This window comes from Acaryochloris sp. IP29b_bin.148, assembly GCF_028285565.1.
Classification (GTDB): domain Bacteria; phylum Cyanobacteriota; class Cyanobacteriia; order Thermosynechococcales; family Thermosynechococcaceae; genus Acaryochloris.
In genome coordinates, this window is sequence record NZ_JANQOY010000231.1 from 1 (window position 1) to 14,608 (window position 14,608).

Annotated in this window: 15 protein-coding genes; 4 read left to right on the top strand and 11 right to left on the bottom strand. The window is 48.3% G+C overall.

The window, feature by feature from the left end; translation table 11 throughout:
• Positions 1-71: 71 nt before the first annotated feature.
• Entirely contained in the window at positions 72-1,892 is a 1,821-nt protein-coding gene (gene thrS, locus Q0986_RS20750; RefSeq protein WP_299415144.1) for a threonine--tRNA ligase, read from the top strand.
• 94 nt (positions 1,893-1,986) lie between these two features.
• Here thrS and Q0986_RS20755 read toward each other — a convergent pair whose 3' ends face one another.
• The 6 genes from Q0986_RS20755 to Q0986_RS20780 all read right to left on the bottom strand — a co-directional run bounded on the left by Q0986_RS20755 (position 1,987) and on the right by Q0986_RS20780 (position 7,752).
• Positions 1,987-2,853 (bottom strand): M48 family metallopeptidase, encoded by an 867-nt coding sequence (locus Q0986_RS20755; protein ID WP_299415146.1) that lies wholly within the window; start codon positions 2,851-2,853, stop codon positions 1,987-1,989.
• Between the two features lie 233 nt (positions 2,854-3,086).
• Positions 3,087-4,484, bottom strand: coding sequence for an undecaprenyl-phosphate glucose phosphotransferase (locus Q0986_RS20760; RefSeq protein ID WP_299415148.1), 1,398 nt, complete (start codon positions 4,482-4,484; stop codon positions 3,087-3,089).
• Positions 4,485-4,833: 349 nt separating this feature from the next.
• Entirely contained in the window at positions 4,834-5,364 is a 531-nt protein-coding gene (def, locus tag Q0986_RS20765; protein WP_299415151.1) for a peptide deformylase, read from the bottom strand.
• A 36-nt stretch (positions 5,365-5,400) separates the two neighbouring features.
• The gene (locus Q0986_RS20770; RefSeq protein ID WP_299415153.1) at positions 5,401-6,039 is read right to left on the bottom strand and encodes a lysophospholipid acyltransferase family protein; all 639 of its coding nucleotides are present in this window, start codon (positions 6,037-6,039) and stop codon (positions 5,401-5,403) included.
• Positions 6,040-6,120: 81 nt separating this feature from the next.
• Positions 6,121-7,008: an ACP S-malonyltransferase gene (gene fabD, locus Q0986_RS20775; RefSeq protein ID WP_299415156.1), complete on the bottom strand. Its 888-nt coding sequence runs from the start codon at positions 7,006-7,008 to the stop codon at positions 6,121-6,123.
• A 78-nt stretch (positions 7,009-7,086) separates the two neighbouring features.
• The gene (locus Q0986_RS20780; RefSeq protein WP_299415158.1) at positions 7,087-7,752 is read right to left on the bottom strand and encodes a TVP38/TMEM64 family protein; all 666 of its coding nucleotides are present in this window, start codon (positions 7,750-7,752) and stop codon (positions 7,087-7,089) included.
• 116 nt (positions 7,753-7,868) lie between these two features.
• Here Q0986_RS20780 and Q0986_RS20785 point away from each other — a divergent pair, with 116 nt between their 5' ends.
• From Q0986_RS20785 to rsmI, 3 genes are all read left to right on the top strand, one after another.
• Positions 7,869-8,075 carry a hypothetical protein gene (locus tag Q0986_RS20785; protein WP_299415160.1) on the top strand — a complete coding sequence of 69 codons (207 nt, stop codon included), beginning with the start codon at positions 7,869-7,871 and terminating at the stop codon, positions 8,073-8,075.
• 9 nt (positions 8,076-8,084) lie between these two features.
• Complete coding sequence (locus tag Q0986_RS20790; RefSeq protein ID WP_299415161.1) at positions 8,085-8,486, top strand: hypothetical protein; 402 nt, start codon at positions 8,085-8,087, stop codon at positions 8,484-8,486.
• A 255-nt stretch (positions 8,487-8,741) separates the two neighbouring features.
• Positions 8,742-9,599 (top strand): 16S rRNA (cytidine(1402)-2'-O)-methyltransferase, encoded by an 858-nt coding sequence (rsmI, locus tag Q0986_RS20795; protein ID WP_299415163.1) that lies wholly within the window; start codon positions 8,742-8,744, stop codon positions 9,597-9,599.
• 5 nt (positions 9,600-9,604) lie between these two features.
• On the opposite strand, the gene nrtS is transcribed toward rsmI, so the two are convergent.
• The 5 genes from nrtS to hisD form a co-directional block, all read right to left on the bottom strand.
• On the bottom strand, positions 9,605-9,835 hold the full coding sequence (nrtS, locus tag Q0986_RS20800; RefSeq protein WP_299415165.1) for a nitrate/nitrite transporter NrtS: 231 nt from the start codon (positions 9,833-9,835) through the stop codon (positions 9,605-9,607).
• 62 nt (positions 9,836-9,897) lie between these two features.
• Positions 9,898-10,695, bottom strand: a complete 798-nt coding sequence (gene aqpZ / locus Q0986_RS20805; protein ID WP_299415167.1) for an aquaporin Z — start codon at positions 10,693-10,695, stop codon at positions 9,898-9,900.
• A gap of 745 nt (positions 10,696-11,440) precedes the next feature.
• Positions 11,441-11,998 carry a GNAT family N-acetyltransferase gene (locus Q0986_RS20810; RefSeq protein WP_299415169.1) on the bottom strand — a complete coding sequence of 186 codons (558 nt, stop codon included), beginning with the start codon at positions 11,996-11,998 and terminating at the stop codon, positions 11,441-11,443.
• Between the two features lie 51 nt (positions 11,999-12,049).
• Positions 12,050-13,273 (bottom strand): hypothetical protein, encoded by a 1,224-nt coding sequence (locus tag Q0986_RS20815; protein ID WP_299415170.1) that lies wholly within the window; start codon positions 13,271-13,273, stop codon positions 12,050-12,052.
• Between the two features lie 20 nt (positions 13,274-13,293).
• The gene (gene hisD / locus Q0986_RS20820; protein ID WP_299415172.1) at positions 13,294-14,601 is read right to left on the bottom strand and encodes a histidinol dehydrogenase; all 1,308 of its coding nucleotides are present in this window, start codon (positions 14,599-14,601) and stop codon (positions 13,294-13,296) included.
• Between the last annotated feature and the right edge of the window lie 7 nt (positions 14,602-14,608).

The window sequence follows — 14,608 nt, forward strand, 5'->3', positions numbered from 1 at the left end:
TCGGTGATTCCTTCAAAGGTTTCGATAAGATGGGACAAGTCCGTAAAATTAGCTGAAACAATAGATCCACAATGTCCGCTGAACAGCAACCTGAACAACCGCCTGAAAAGATTCACTTACCCAAAACCAGTGAATCCGAACAACTCAAGAAAATCCGCCACACCACCTCTCATGTGATGGCAATGGCCGTTCAAAAGCTGTTTCCCGGTGCCCAAGTTACCATTGGTCCGTGGATTGAGTCGGGTTTCTATTATGACTTTGACAGCCCTACGCCCTTTACAGATAAAGATTTGAAAGCCATCAAAAAAGAGATGGTCAAAATCATTAAGAAGAAGCTGCCCGTAGAACGGGAAGAGGTGAGTCGGGAAGAGGCCAAGAAAAGAATAAAAGCTTTAGGAGAACCTTATAAGCTGGAGATTTTGGAGGATCTAGAGGATCCGATTACTCTCTATCACCTCGGCGATCAGTGGTGGGATTTATGTGCCGGTCCCCATGTGGAATCCACTGCCGATTTAAATCCCAAGGCCATTGCTCTAGAAAGTGTGGCGGGGGCCTATTGGCGTGGGGATGAAACCAAAGCCCAATTGCAGCGCATCTATGGCACGGCTTGGGAAACCCCTGAACAGCTCGCAGAACATAAGCGGCGGAAGGAAGAAGCGCTGCGTCGTGACCACCGCAAGCTTGGAAAAGAGCTGGGGCTATTTCTCTTTTCTGATCTGGTGGGACCCGGATTGCCCCTGTGGACGCCTAAGGGAACCTTGTTGCGATCGCAACTCGAAGACTTCCTCAAACAGGAACAAGTCAAGCGAGGGTATCTGGGTGTAACCACACCCCATATTGCTCGGGTGGATCTGTTTAAGACTTCGGGGCACTGGCAAAAATACCAGGAAGACATGTTCCCGCTAATGAGCGAGAACGATGCGGATCGGAATTCTGAACAGGGCTTTGTAATGAAGCCCATGAACTGCCCGTTTCATATCCAGATCTATAAGAGTGAGTTGCGGTCTTATCGCGACTTACCCATGCGGCTGGCAGAATTTGGCACCGTTTATCGGTATGAGCAATCCGGCGAGCTGGGGGGCCTTACACGAGTCCGCGGCTTTACCGTCGATGACTCCCATTTATTTGTCACCCCCGATCAGCTCGATGATGAATTCTTAAAGGTGGTGGATTTAATTCTGTCTGTCTTTGAGAAGTTGCAGCTCAAAAACTTCAAAGCTCGCCTTAGCTTCCGCGATCCAGATTCAGACAAATATATTGGCTCGGATGAAGCCTGGGACAAAGCCCAGAATGCCATTCGCCGAGCCGTAGAAACTTTGGGCATGGAGCATTTTGAAGGCATTGGCGAAGCTGCTTTTTATGGTCCGAAGCTGGACTTTATCTTCCAAGATGTCCTCGATCGAGAATGGCAGTTGGGAACGGTGCAGGTGGACTACAATCTGCCTGAACGGTTTGACCTGGAATTTATGGGAGAAGACGGTAACCGTCAGCGCCCGATTATGATTCACCGAGCTCCCTTTGGCTCTCTCGAACGTCTGATTGGCATCTTAATCGAGGAATATGCAGGGGTCTTTCCCCTGTGGCTAGCCCCCGAACAGGTGCGGCTGCTGACGGTGAATGATGACCATATGCCCTTTGCCCAGAAGGTGGCAACTGATTTGCAGGCTACGGGTATTCGAGTTTCAGTCGATCAAAGTGGCGATCGCCTAGGCAAGAAGATCCGCAATGCAGAGAAAGCCAAAATCCCCGTGATGTCGGTGATTGGAGATAAAGAGGTGGAAGCCAATAGCCTCAATATTCGCACCCGAGCATCAGGTGAGTTAGGAGCAATTCCGGTGGATGAGGTGAAGCAGAAGTTAGGAGATGCGATCGCAACGTTCTCAGCCTTCTAACAATCTCAGCGTCAGATGACTACGACAAAGGGGCATAGCAACTCGTATCAATTGGAGCCCTGTGCCCCACGCAATCATGATTGATCTATGGACCCTAACGACGACCCACAAGTTGGCGATAGCGACTTTGGCTTAGACCACAACTGCTGAGATCTGGGTTGCGATCACACTCATTCTCCGGCCCCGATTGAATCTCCTGTTCCAGACGAACCACCCGATCCGGCACAGCTGGGTGAGTACTCAAAAAGGTGGGGGTTGAGCGACTAGAGACCAGTTTGCGCATAAAGGCAGGCATGGCAGACGTCGCATAATCTGCTTCTCTCAAAATACGCAGTCCTTCACGGTCAGCATCATACTCGTCACTGCGGCTCTGCGGGCGACTGACTAACAAATTGACACCAATATTGGCAACCTGACTCCGATTAGAGCCCGTAATCGCCGTGGTCAGTCCTTGGGCAACCATCGTCTTCCGAATTTGCTTGACAAGATGTTTTCGGTCAATATGGCCAATTTCATGAGCCACAACGCTGGCCAACTGGGCTTCATTATCCGCTGCATTAATCAGACCGGTGGTCACATAAACACGCCCCCCCATAGTGGCAAATGCATTCACGCGAGAATCATCAACCACCAGAAAGCGATAGGTGACTCTTCGTCTTTGAGCCCCCGCATCCACTAAGCGCTGACCAATACGGTTAACATAGCGATTTAACGTCGACCCTTGATGGGGACGCATGCCTTGATTAAGCAAGTTTTGGTGAATTTGCTCACCCAGTTCTCGTTCTTGTTTGTCCGACAAGTTCGAGAGCTGAATCACTTGAATACCACGAAATATCAAGTCTCTCAAAGGAATCGCTTGGGCTGGATTAGGGAGTGCGATCGCAAGGCTAGTTGCTAAGGCAGTGGCAGCAAAAACACGCTTAGAAATGGGCAACGGCCCCTGCGAGACTGAGTCCTTCATAAAGTCACCAAATGATGAAACAGCATCATGCGTCTATCCCTTGGCAAAGCGAATCCTATGACTTGAGCAAGGAAAGCCCAACGGAGGTCAACTACCTCTAATGTTAGGCAACCTGATCTAGCAGACAAGCTTGAGCCAAAAAATACACAACACTTACCAATGTGCTAATTATGACGCTGAACCCGACCGGGGAGTTTCCCAAAGCAGCCCGCATTTATAGAGTCAGGCTGTTATTAATAAGCATTTTGATCTCTCAGGAACACAAATGCCGTCTTCAAAAGAATTTGAATATCCAAACTTAGTGACCAGTTTTTGAGGTATTCCAAATCATAGTCAATGCGTCGCTTCATCTTATCTAGGGTTTCCGTCTCACCCCGACAACCATTAACTTGAGCCCACCCCGTAATGCCAGGCTTAACCTTATGGCGCAGCATATAACCACTGATCAGCTTTCGGTACATCTCATTATGAGCCACCGCATGGGGGCGGGGTCCAACTAAACTCATACGTCCTTGCCACACATTCAGGAACTGCGGCAATTCGTCCAAAGACGTCTTCCGTAAAAACGCGCCGACAGGCGTAATGCGACGGTCACCCCGAGTCGCTTGAACCACCGCCCCGCCATCTTCCATAACCGTCATCGATCGAAACTTATAGACAATGATCTCTTGACCATTAAGTCCATACCGCCGTTGCTTAAATAAAATCGGCCCTGGAGACGATAGCTTAACCGCAATCGCAATCACTGCCATCACTGGAGAGAGGGCCACCAGTGCCAGACCTGACAAAACAATATCGATCGCCCGTTTGAAAAAATATTGTAAATCTGAGAAAGGGATCTCCCAAATCGAAATCAAAGGTACACCGTTAATTTCATAGGAGCGGCCATGCATCAGGCTGTACATCAACAGACTCGGCACAAAATACACACAGGCCGTTGTATCTTGCAGCGCCTCAATCAGCTCGGTAAACCGGGGCTCATTATCCGATGTGCAGGCAACATACACCACATCAATTTGATTTTGACGGACATACTCAGGAACTTCTGCCAACGTTCCCATAACAGGAATATCTGGTAAGTCTGAGGGGGAAGTATCATCAAAAAAACCGCGAAGCCGAATGCCTAAATCCCGACATTCTCGAATCTGCTCGGCGAGGTCTAAACTCACCTTATTAACCCCTGCAATCACGGCAAACTTAGAATTGCGTCCAGACACTCGCAATTGGCGGAGCAGATTCCAGACCAGAAAGTGGACAGCCAACAGAACGATGGGAACACTACAAGACCACGTCAAGATCAAGGCTCTTGAAAAAACCATGGAAGTCTTGGTGACAAAACCGATAAACAACATCATTCCCATGACAATGGACCATCCCATAATCAGCCGGATCATTAGCAACCGTGGTGCCAAGCTGCGGTAGGGACGATACATCCCTGTAGCCTTAAATATGGGCAGGATAAGTAGAAATGTAGTCAGGGCAAAAAGTTGAAGACTGGTGGCAAAGGTAACGTTATAGAAATGGGCCAAAACAACCAGTAGCAACACCGCCACAGTTGGATCCAATAGCCGCTGTGCTAACGTCACGATTGACATATTGGCTCGGAGTGTCCAATGGGTATTATGGCTCATAAAATATCTCTTGAGGAACAAAAAACGATTCAAATTAGCCAATCATGGCTTAATTTTATGGGCTGAGCTGGATAGATGCTGCTATTCGTGCTACATTCACGGTCTTAACTAGACTGATTGTTGTTTTTTTCTAGATCAGTAGAAGTGATGTAGATCACCTTAATCGTTCCGATTAACCAATATTGAAAGCGCATCACAAGCCACTCCATCGCTTGCGGAGTTTAAAAAGTTAATTTACGTTTTGAAAGAGTATAACTCATTCCTGCCATAAATTATACGCACAGATAAAATTTTCAAAACCTGTGCTGCATAAAAATAGGCCACCCAAAAACTGAGAATCTTACTAACACTAAGGAACTAACCGTTTATGATACTCATTCTCGGTAATTAGTTCCCGTGTCGTTTCAACCCGATCAACAAAGATATACCCCTGTAAATGGTCACATTCATGTTGAATGATACGGGCGACAAAATCTTGAAAAGCACCTTGCTGAGGCTGGCCATTTCGATCTTGATATTCAACAGAAATAGCGTTTAATCGCGGCACTAAGCCTCTAATACCAGGAACACTCAGACAACCTTCCCAATCTTTCACCTTTTCTTCGCCAATAGGCATGAAACGGGGGTTTATCATCGCCATGGGAGCCATCTGAGGTGCATGGGGATATCGGAGGGTAGGGCGGGACGCAACAATCACCAATTGCAAATCGACCCCTACCTGAGGGGCTGCAATTCCGACCCCATTAGACTGCTCCATGGTCCTAATTAAATCGTCAATTAGGGACTGAATATTAGGATGGGTTGGATTCTCAATCGGACGGGCAATTTGTCGAAGCTTGGGATTACCAAGTTGAAGAATCTCTCGCTGCATATCTGACATTAATCGCCATCCAGTTTATTGAAGGATAGTCCAATTTTAACGGCCTAAATCATGCATGGTATTGATGACATCTGCGCACTGTTGCGTGATTGCTGCTAGTTCTGTGCGATCGCGGCTGGCAGGGGGGGGGATAGGCTCGCCAATTCGAATGGTTAACGGCACACTACGAGGAAACTTCTGGCCTTTAGGAATGATGTTTTCGGTTCCCCATAAACTCACTGGCAGCAAAGGAGCTTGGATTTTACTCGCAATTAAGGCTGCACCCTGCTTAGGATGAGTGATTCGCCCATCAACCGTTCGAGTCCCTTGCAAGAATAGCCCGACAGCCCATCCCTGCTCTAAAGAGGCCATCGCGGCCCGAATGGCACTACGATCAGCAGATCCACGATTCACAGGATAAGCGCCATACCATCGAATTAATGTCGATAAAACAGGCACTTGAAAGAGTTCCTGTTTGGCCATATAAGCCACTGGGCGACGCATACAGTTGGATAAAATGGGCGGGTCAAAGTCACTGGCATGATTACTGACCACCACTAATGGCCCTTGCTGAGGGACTCGCTCAGCATGGTGAATCCGTCCCCGAAAATAGACGTGCAACGAGGGACTCACCACCGTCCACTTAAACAAGTGGTAGAGGGCCAAGCTGATTTTGGGCTCACGCTGTCGCGGCATGGGGCGAACCTGGGCAAAGCAATAAATGCAAAGGGCTTATCAAATTTTGATCAATCAGGGCAGCCGCCCAATACGTTATCCCTAAACTAATACGGGCAGGGTTGCCACACTATTGATATTCGTTAACGACATCTCCTTGCAGGTGCGCTTGACTAGCCCCGTCAGGACTTTGCCAGGTCCTACTTCCACGACAGATTTAATCCCTTCATCGGCAAAGACTAAGACCGTTTCTCGCCAGCGAACCGGACCCGTCATTTGCTGAACTAATCGAGAACGGAGCGTGACTGGATTCGTGGCAGGGATCGGTTCAACATTGGAAACGACCGGAATATTGGCGGGTTTAAAGTCGATGTCATTTAGGACTGTTTCAAAGTCAGCAGCAGCATTCGCCATCAGCGGTGAATGGAAGGCTCCACTCACTTTCAGCTCAACGGCTCGCTTGATTTTGACCTGCGCCAAAATATGGTCAACCGCTGTCGGAGTCCCTGAAATGACCACTTGGCCAGAATGGTTGTCATTAGCCAGGACAACATCGGCGGCCTCATCCACCGCTTGATTCAGCTGCCCTCGATCAAATCCCATTAAGGCTGCCATTTTGCCATCAGAGGCTTGAGACATCAAAGTGGACCGTTTTTGAACCAATTTTAAGCCAGATTCAAAGTCAAAAACTTGGGCAGCGTAGAGCGCCACATATTCTCCCAGGCTATGGCCAGCAACCAAATCAGGTTTCAATCCCTTCTCCATCAGGAGATCACACAAAATAGCAGAAACGACGTATAGGCAGGGTTGCGTATAGTTAGTCTGGGAAAGGCGGGTTTCATCTTCTTTGCAAACCTCAGCTACAGACCAGCCCAGGATTTTTTCTGCAGCTTGAAATCGCCGCTGACCTAAGTCAGTGTCTAATAGGTCGAGTCCCATCCCGATTGCCTGGGATCCTTGCCCAGGAAATACCCATGCAGTTTTAGTCATATCCTCAATGCCTGTCGTCATTTACACTCTTCCAGTGTTGCATTGAACGGGGTCCTTCACGATTCTTTTTCAAATTTCTCACTTCCGTTTGCCTTGTTGACGCTGCCAATAGGTGGATCCGGCGACGAGTATTCCTGTCAATGCTAAAGCACCGATTAAAGGCGCAATACTGCCAGAGGTTAGCGCTTGAACGCTAGAGCTGCCTAGAAGGACAAAGGGCAATACGCTAGGAATGGTGCCCAAGATTGTACCGATCAGAAAATCGCGAAAGCGGATAGAGGTCAGCCCTGCCGCAAAGTTAACCAGGCCATAGGGCATGATCGGCACTAACCGAATGGCAAACATATAGAACAAGCCACCCCGTTTGACCTCAGTATCCATTTTTTGCCAGCGTCCTGCCAATCGTTTTGCAATGGATTCGCGGCCAATGGTGCGGCTAAAGTAAAAGGCTACCACTGCGGCAATAATAGCTGCGAGGCTGGTCCAGAGGGTTCCAAGCCAAGGGCCAAATAAACCACCCCCTGTAAGATTTAGGGCTGTTGAAGGAAGAACCAATAGGGTAGCAATCACATAGGCCAAGATGTAATAGATGGGTCCCCAAATTCCTGCGCGGCTAACCAATCCCTTAATTTGAGCGGTGTCAAGCTTACCCAATGCTAGTAGAGCAATTCCAGTGGCGATTACACACACAACGGTCAGGATAAGAAGGCTTTGGCGGGGAGTGAGAGATTTGGCCCGTTTCATGAATCATTCAGCTTAGTGGCAGATGGCCAGCGTTATTATCTCGTTTAAGGTTTTGGTATGAGCACATCCTGCAACTGTTGTGCAGGTATGCCAGGTTTTTATAGCGGTAAACGCTTATGAATTCGCCCATTCAAATGCAATCAGTCGTGGAGTCACCTTATTACGCAGGTGAATTTCTTTGTCCTTGGCCGGTTCCAGCATTCAAACCACTGTCGATGATCCGTTTATGGGGAGAAATGACATATCCAGAAATCGGTTTGGTGTTTGCTCAATTGGCTCAATACAACCAAATAGAACTCTCAAATAATATACAAACTGTTTAAGAGCAGATCTTGGAAGCCGAAAGCTTAGTGTTACCAGGTGGTATACAAATCGTATCTGAAGAGAAAGTTATTCCTCCAAGTTGTTGTTGTGGGCTGGAAACATGGCGCGAATGGATCGATTTTCTCCAAACAGACCATTCACCTTGGTTAGGGCATGATCCAAGTCCATGGGTTGAGCGTCAAGGCAATAGTATTCGCATTTGGTCTGATGGTGGTACTGTACCAACGCGGGATGCGTTTTATATGGATGTTTCACAACCTGAATTTGAGAAAGCATTGATGCGTGTGGAGCGAGAACTGCAAGCGTTTCTATTTTCTATCGAAAGCTGGGCACAAGACATTGGCTTTGCAAAGCCAAACCCGTTATTTCAGAAGTTTGATCATTGTTTCAAAATTTGGAAGGCAGTGTAACGGGGCTTAAAAGCAGGACCGCCATATAATCATTACGACTGCTTAAACTTGCATGTAACATCGATGACAATCGCTGGCCGCAACCGTGGCTCATCTGCAGGTTGAGACACTCTCGGAAGATGGCACAATTGTTATCCGTCAGATAAAGCTTGCTTCTAATGAAGTTTCAGAGTGGCGTACAGATTCTTGTAGGAGATTGATAGCAGTTGCTGAGGAATTGAATCAGTCCCCCAAATGCTCTAGATGAATGAACACATGACCTCTTCTGAAACCAATGCGTTCCAAAATGGCAGCTTGTACATTGTGGCAACGCCGATTGGGAATTTAGAAGATATGAGTTTTCGGGCAGTGCGGATTTTGCAAACCGTGGCTGCGATCGCAGCCGAGGATACTCGCCACACTGGCAAATTGCTCCATCACTTTCAGATCAAAACTCCGCAAATTAGCTATCACCAGCACAACACTCAAACCCGGACCCCCGAACTGATTCAGCGATTAGAATCCGGTCAGGATTTAGCTCTTGTCAGTGATGCAGGCATGCCGGGGATTTCTGATCCGGGGGTGGAACTGGTGCAGGCTTGTGTCGAAGCGGGGATAGAAGTGATACCGATTCCTGGTGCTAACGCTGCGATCGCAGCTCTAGTCGCCTCGGGATTACCTTGCGATCGCTTTTGCTTTGAGGGATTTCTGCCCGCTAAGGGGAAAGCACGTCAACAGCGATTGCAGCATATAGCGACCGAATCTCGCACCGTTGTCCTATATGAAGCCCCGCATCGCTTGTGCCAAACCCTACAAGATTTAGCAGCGCAGGTGGAGGATGATCGCCCAATAGTGTTGGCACGGGAATTAACCAAGCGGTTTGAAGAGTTCTGGCGAGGAACTGTGCAAACTGCAGTGATACACTATGAGAATAATGAACCTAAGGGCGAATTTACGCTGGTATTGGCTGGAGCAACCGTAAGCCAAAACTTACCCACAGACATAGATTTACGCGCAGAATTACAGGAACTACTAGCTCAAGGGTGGTCGAAATCGAGAGCAAGCCGACAGTTAGCAGAGAAACATGCTATGTCCCGTCGCCGAATTTACCAGCTTACGCTCGATTTGGAATAAATGGATTACGGCTGTTTGGCGCGGCTGACGTACTGACCGTGAACGCTCACCATATAAGGCACACAATAGGTGAGCAACCCTGAAATCCAGCGTTCACGGGTCATTTTGTTTTGGGTTAAGGCAGCGCCATGATTGATCGCAAATAAAATAGATCCCACTATGGCCGCAACTTTTAGGGCATTGGTCCGATAGGTGGGATCTATAAGAGCCGCGAGATAGCCTCGCAAAAAGAACATTGATGGTTATTTACAGGTCAGCAACATGGGAGAAAAATGAGAACCCTAACGGTTCCACCTCATTATCGCTCTGCAAAACTTCGATCAGCATTGGAGGTTGCAGTGGTATCTGCTTCGAACAAGGCGTTGTAGATAAAACCAGCTGCGATCGCACCGGCAATCGGCGCTACCCAAAACAACCAAACTTGCTGAAATAACTCCATATTGCCTGCCAAACCGACAATCAAAGCAGGGCCAGTGCTACGAGCAGGGTTTACGGAAGTATTAGTAATCGGAATACTGATCAAGTGAATCAGGGTAAGGGCTAAACCAATTGCAATAGGACCAAACCCTTGAGGCGCACGGCTGTCTGTTGCGCCCAAAATGATCAGCAAGAACATCATGGTTAGTAAGACTTCTGCGATCAAACAAGCGATCAGATTGTAGCCACCGGGTGAGTGAGCACCGAATCCATTGGTCGCGAGTGGGTTAGCACCCGAAACATCAATGGGGCCAGCACCGCTGGCGATGAGATACAAAAGACCTGCCGCAGCAATCGCGCCTACAACTTGAGCAATAATGTAGGGCAAGAGTTCAGATCCAGAGAATCGCTTGCCTGCCCATAGTCCAAAGGAGACGGCAGGATTAAAATGTCCACCAGAAATATGGCCCACAGCATAGGCCATGGTCAGAACGGTCAAACCAAAGGCGAGAGAGACGCCTGTAAAACCAATACCCAGAGAAAAAGGAAAGGCCTCTTTGGCCTCACCGACTTCTAAATTTGTGGTGTATACAGCCGCAAACACGGCACTACCGCAGCCCCCAAAGGTCAGCCAGAACGTGCCAAAAAATTCGGCAAAAGCTTTTTTTGTAATTGACATAGATGAACTCCATCTTCAAAAAATGAGGAACGTAACTTTTATAACCCCCTTGGCTCTGTCACTCTTCTCTGGTTCACATATTTGTTCAATGAGCACAGATTAGTGAATCTCAAGGTAGAGATGAGAAGGAGCATCAGCAATTTGGAATTGCTATGCACAGAGAAATTCCATCTAACATATTTTGAAGATCAAAATGGTATTTGTAAACACATCTATAGATTGTCACAATATTTCTAGAAGTGATTTTCTACAGAACGCAGGTAATTCAGAAAAATATGAATTTTAGTTGCTAACTCCTACTCATATGAGTGGGTTGTGAATCATTGAAGTGTTTGTTTGCCCAACTACTTCTACCTCTAAAGAAAGTGGGATTCAGCGCTACTGGTGTAGATTGCAGCACTAAGCTCCGACTGACGTCTACTCACAGCCTTGTCTAGTTGGATTATGGGCATATCCGACCGTTGGGGGAGGATGTCTTCAAGCTTGGCCCCCATCCTCCCAACCGCCCTCTCATAATCTGAGGCAAGGGGGGAGAATGCAGGCCCTATATGGAATATAGCTCCTCTCTCTCAACGTTGGGAGAGGGGGTGGGGGTGAGGGCCGATCAGAGTCACATCAAGGCATCTTTTCTCTCAAAAGCCAAAAAAAAGGGGCTTGCGCCCCCCGTCGAACTTTCCATGACAATAGTTGCTTCTATTGTGCCCATGTCTTTTAAGATTTGGTTGATCGTAGACCTAAATAAAATCTAAACATGATCGTTAATTAAACTGGTTAATATATGGTCTTCCCATCTGCCATTTATACAAAGATATCTGGGGACATAGCCTTCAACCTGAAACCCCAATCGTCGGATCAGTCTACCGCTTCGTTGGTTATGGGGCATATAGGCTGCCATGATTCGATGGAAGCTGAGGTCAGAGAATAGGTATGAAATAGCGACGGGTATCGACTCGGTCATATAGCCTTGCCCTTGATACTGGGCAGAAATACTAAAGCCTAAGGTGCAGGACTGAAACGCCCCTCGAACCACATTTGAGAAGTTGATCGCCGCAATAATCTGCTGGGGATTGTGCCGATCGAAGAGGAAGAATTTAATGCCTTGGTCGTTGAGAAATGCTTGGGTGCGATCGCAAATCAATGCTCGCCAAAAGTCCGACGTATAAAACTCCACGGGCTTGACTGGCTCAAAGGGGTCTAAGTGGTCACGATTAATGATGAAATATCTAAGAATGGCATCAATATCGTCTTCTGTCGCCATTCGCAGAATGCTACGCTTACACTGCAATTGGGGGAACGTTGGCATAGGCTCATTCTGAATGGACGGTCATGTGAAGTCTAGCTTAAGAAGTCTATCTCAGATGCTCAGTTGGTCTAGGGCCGCATCCAAAATGCTTTGGTCCTGCGAGGTGCTCGCACTGCCCATTTCAACTGCGAGAGATAAGCCCAGTAGCGTAATTTCTGGAGGAAATCGCTGGGTATCGCAGAGATTCATAGTTAAAAAGGGACAGCAAAACAGCGCTAACTTGAGTTCCTGTCGCCAGGTATCCGGGAGTTGTCCTGCAGCTTTGAGATGGTCAATCAACGGTTGAAGGACATGCTTGAGCTTAGATTGTAGGAATCCCAGTCGTATGGCTGAGGGTTGAAAATCATGATCTACTTGAATGCGATCTGCTGAAATCTCCACGCTAATTGCCAGGTCGTTGGCAATCTCTTGGGGGAAATAGAGCCAAATGGCAAATACGTTATGGAAAATGGGCTTAGTTAGATCTAGAAAGGGTGAATGTCGCCCTGCAAAGGCCGGATCAAAGTAGATTAAGGTTTCGGTTGCTTCATCTACAAATACATTGCCATTATGGGCATCCCCATGACCGACAACAGACGGGGTAGCGGTTGGATCAAGTTTTTGGCTGGCCGTTTGAATAATATCCGCTAGGGTGTCTCGGTAAGGGATACCATTAATCTGCCAAGTCAGTTGAGCCAGCTGATCAAAATTGAGGGTTTGCCCTGGTAGCCTGACTTCTTTGCCTGCATAAAACTCGTGATAGCGTCCCCCAACGAGACGATGGATAAAGAGTTGATGAATCGGCACATCAGCATGATCTTCAGCGGATAAGGGCTGTAGGGTTTGCTGATAGATGTCCCACAGGGCTTGGTCGGCTTTTTCCTGCAGGGCTACAATCCGGTCAGCCCCGCCTCGTTGTCCCGTTTCAATCTGACGAGCTACATCAAATAGAGAGGGGAACTCAAAAAATTCATAGACCAGCAGCTGCTTGCCCCATTCCGTCGAGCTAAAAATCGGCTGAATGATGGGGTAGCCCGCCTCCGCCATAATTGTGGAGTTGTAATACTCATGGATCAGGCTTTGAGGTTCAACGTGGGTTTTGAAGAACAGCTTGTCCCCTTCCACGGTATGCAGAAACCCATTAATGGAATTGAGGGAGACCGCCGAGGGCCGCACCTGTACTTGCTCCACATTGAAGGGAAAATTGTCGTTAACAAACTCCTTCAGCAGGGCATTCGCCGCTGCCTGATCAGAAAACTGTAAGGTCTGAATCTGATACAGGAGTTGATCGGACACGGTAACCCTCGGTATGCCCCTTACGGGAGCAGGTTCTTGCGCTCACGAATGGCCATAGCATGGGCCGGGAAGTCTTCATGCTCTGCCAAGGTTTGAGCCGTATGACCTAAGCGGGCAAAGCCTTCCTGGGTTAAATAACCAATGCCAGTGCGCTTGAGGAAGTCGTATACCGACACCGCCGAGTAGGAACGCGCAAAGCCGCCCGTCGGCAGAATAGCGTTAACACCGATGCAGTAGTTGGCCGTTGGAATCGGGGTATAGGGACCAAGCAGAATTTCACCGGCGTTCTTGATTTTGCCGAGAACGCTGAGGGGGTCTTGGACGAGGACTTCCAAATGCTCTGGGGCATACTCGTTTAGAAAGTCGATGGATTCTTCCAAGCTGGAGGTCAGAATAATGCCGCCATAGGAAGACAGCCCGGTTTTGCAAAAGTTTTTACGCCAGTCCGGTAGCTTCTCCATATAGTCATCGGCATGTTTAGAGGCAGCTTTGGCGAGGTCTTCGCTGTGAGTAACCAATAAGCCCGCTGAATCAGGACCATGCTCTGCTTCTACAAGCAGATCGAGGGCTGCAATGCGAGGATCGGTGGTTTCGTCTGTGAGAATAATCGATTCACTCGGACCAGCGGGTAAGCCAACATCAACGGTGCCGTAGAGCAACCGCTTCGCGGCGGAGCCATAGACATTGCAAGGTCCAGTGATTTTATCGACTTTAGGAACGGTTTCGGTGCCAATCGCCATACCTGCGATCGCTTGGATGCCACCGAGTTTATAAATATCTTTGACCCCTGCTAATTCAGCAGCAACCAAAGAAGCAGGCTCAACGGTGCCATTTTTATCCGGTGGCGTGCAGACGACTACCTTTTCCACCCCGGCCACCACCGCAGGCACGCTAAGCATCAGCATCACAGAGGGGAAGGAGCCTTTACCCCGAGGTACATATAGTCCAGCACTGGCAATGGGGGTGACTTTTTCTCCAGCAAAGACGCCACCATCGATTTCAGCAAGCTGAACTTCTTCCGGCATTTGCCGTTCATGCACTTCTTTGATGTTGCGATAGGCTTGCTCAATCGCCGCTTTGATTTCAGGCTCGACTTGCTCACGGGCAGCGGCAAATTCAGCTTCGGTCACCTTCAGATTTTCAGCAGTGGCACCAGGAAAATCAAATTTGCGCACGTATTTGATCACGCCCTGGTCACCGTCAGCGCGAATCTCGTCAATCACTTCTTTGGCGACAGCTAGCGCCTGTTCAATATCTAACTCGGCCCGTCGTTTGATGGAAGCGAGTTCTTCAGATGTCATCTCTGACAACCGGAGAATCCTGACCACGTGCTGT

Bases quoted from the DNA above. Each gene is read 5' to 3' on its own strand.
- Q0986_RS20785 (WP_299415160.1), top strand. From the start codon at position 7,869: ATGAATTCGCCCATTCAAATGCAATCAGTCGTGGAGTCACCTTATTAC.
- Q0986_RS20810 (WP_299415169.1), bottom strand. From the start codon at position 11,998: ATGCCAACGTTCCCCCAATTGCAGTGTAAGCGTAGCATTCTGCGAATG.
- def (WP_299415151.1), bottom strand. From the start codon at position 5,364: ATGTCAGATATGCAGCGAGAGATTCTTCAACTTGGTAATCCCAAGCTT.
- Q0986_RS20755 (WP_299415146.1), bottom strand. From the start codon at position 2,853: ATGAAGGACTCAGTCTCGCAGGGGCCGTTGCCCATTTCTAAGCGTGTT.
- Q0986_RS20770 (WP_299415153.1), bottom strand. From the start codon at position 6,039: ATGCCGCGACAGCGTGAGCCCAAAATCAGCTTGGCCCTCTACCACTTG.
- thrS (WP_299415144.1), top strand. From the start codon at position 72: ATGTCCGCTGAACAGCAACCTGAACAACCGCCTGAAAAGATTCACTTA.
- aqpZ (WP_299415167.1), bottom strand. From the start codon at position 10,695: ATGTCAATTACAAAAAAAGCTTTTGCCGAATTTTTTGGCACGTTCTGG.
- Q0986_RS20760 (WP_299415148.1), bottom strand. From the start codon at position 4,484: ATGAGCCATAATACCCATTGGACACTCCGAGCCAATATGTCAATCGTG.
- Q0986_RS20780 (WP_299415158.1), bottom strand. From the start codon at position 7,752: ATGAAACGGGCCAAATCTCTCACTCCCCGCCAAAGCCTTCTTATCCTG.
- rsmI (WP_299415163.1), top strand. From the start codon at position 8,742: ATGACCTCTTCTGAAACCAATGCGTTCCAAAATGGCAGCTTGTACATT.
- fabD (WP_299415156.1), bottom strand. From the start codon at position 7,008: ATGACTAAAACTGCATGGGTATTTCCTGGGCAAGGATCCCAGGCAATC.
- nrtS (WP_299415165.1), bottom strand. From the start codon at position 9,835: ATGTTCTTTTTGCGAGGCTATCTCGCGGCTCTTATAGATCCCACCTAT.